1 protein-coding gene is annotated in these 982 nt (G+C 45.7%); it reads left to right on the forward strand.

Annotation, left to right across the window (positions count from 1 at the left end):
- A partial coding sequence (locus A3763_RS04860) for a tandem-95 repeat protein (RefSeq protein ID WP_156494915.1) occupies positions 1 to 982 on the forward strand: 982 nt, incomplete at both ends.

Below are 982 nucleotides of genomic sequence, written 5' to 3' on the forward strand. Positions count from 1 at the left end.
CAGGTTAATGAGTCGGATGTGGCTTATGCAAAGCAAGGCAATGACCTCGTGGTTTCTATTATCGGAACGTCTGATCAGATAACCGTTAAAGACTGGTATGAGTCACCGGAACGAAAAGTAGTAGTGTATTTCGATGATTTGGATATCACACATTCAATCGATCATATTGAGTCATTAGCGACTGACGAGAGTAGTTCGAGCAATAGCGAACCTACCGCTCTAGCGGATACAGCAAACACCGAGGAAGATACTTCCATTATCATTGATGTGTTAGCCAATGACAGCGATATCGATGGTGATAGTCTGAGCATTAGCTCTGCTTCAGCCTCGTATGGTTCGGTTCTCATCAATGGTGATGGAACGCTGAACTACACACCTAATGCAGATTTCAACGGTTTAGATAGCATCAGCTATGAAGTCTCAGATGGTAACGGTAGCACCGCGGCCTCATCGGTATTCGTCACGGTTAACCCCGAAAACGATGCGCCTGTTGCTGTATTCGATACGGCTGCAACGCAGGAAGATACGTCAGTCACGATTGATGTGTTAGCGAATGACAGCGATATCGATGGTGATAGTTTGAGCGTTAGCTCTGCATCAGCGGTAAGTGGTGCTGTTGTAATTAATGGCGATGGAACGCTGAGCTACTCGCCTAATGCAGATTTCAATGGTTTAGATAGCATCAGCTATGAAATCTCAGACGGTAACGGTGGCACCATGACCTCGTCAGTCTCTGTCACAGTGAACCCTGAAAATGATGCGCCTGTTGCTGTTGCAGATGCGGCAGCAACACAGGAGGATACGTCTGTCACCATTAATGTGTTAGCGAATGATGGTGATATCGACGGAGATAGTTTGAGCATTAGCTCTGCATCAGCGTCAAATGGTGCTGTTGTGATTAATGGCGATGGCACACTGAACTATACACCTAATGCAGATTTCAACGGCTTAGATAGCATTAGCTATGAAATCTCAGACGTTA

The organism is Oleiphilus sp. HI0128 (assembly GCF_001635365.1).